Genomic DNA, 871 nt, shown 5'->3' with positions numbered 1-871 from the left:
TTTGGTTTTTAAGAACGGAAAATATGTAATTGATTAGCTTATGCATTATTGCCACCAAGCCGACCTTCTTGCTTTTACCTTTCATATTTTCCTTGTAGAAATTAAGTAGAACTTTATTTATAGGTTCACCGCTTCTATTTTTGCGTATTGACGCTAACGCGACAGCGTATAAGGCCCTCCGTCCTATTCTGGTACCACGTTTAGACATGACATTTTTGTTACTGTTAAACTTACCAGATTGGTTGACAGAAGGATCTATACCAAAATAAGCAACTAAGTGTTTAGGTTTAATAAAGCCTTTGATATTGCCGATTTCACTCATTATTGTGATGGCAGTTAGTTCACCAACACCTGGTATTGAATAAATTAATTGAATATTTTTCTTGAATTCAGCAGAAATTCTATTGCTGTGCATTAATAGATGTATTTCTCTTAATAAGTTTTTAATTTGAGTTTCTAATGACTCTATTATGGTAATTGTGTTAATAATTTTTACAAATAAACTAGGTGATTTTAGACCAATATAAACAGCTTCTTCAGCGGCAGCATATAGCTTGTTATAAATTTTTTCACTATGCACCAGTCCCTTTCGAGAATTGGTTGAAATGAGGCCAATTAGGGCGTCTCTATCAGCATTTAAGATTGCTTCAGGGCTGGAATAAGTTTTTAAAATTGCAATTGATGTTTTACAAGTTATATTTGAAAAAACAGTGTTGTAAGTTGGAAAGATGACTCTTAAGTCAGTAGAAAGTTTTTTCTTGAATGTAGATTTACTATCAGTAAATTTATAGTAATCTCTACAAAGAGATTTTAACGTGTAGATTTCGATATCAAAGTTAGAAGAATATTTGACATCTTGAAATTTACCTAT

General features: G+C 31.7%; 1 protein-coding gene. It reads right to left on the bottom strand.

What is annotated here, in order from left to right; genetic code table 11:
* A partial coding sequence (locus J418_RS0115315) for an IS110 family transposase (protein WP_017896043.1) occupies positions 1–871 on the bottom strand: 871 nt, incomplete at both ends.

The organism is Clostridium tyrobutyricum DSM 2637 = ATCC 25755 = JCM 11008, assembly GCF_000359585.1.
In the GTDB taxonomy this organism is placed as follows: domain Bacteria; phylum Bacillota; class Clostridia; order Clostridiales; family Clostridiaceae; genus Clostridium_B; species Clostridium_B tyrobutyricum.
Note: the sequence above shows the minus strand (reverse complement) of the source record. Positions and strands in the feature narration are given on the sequence as shown.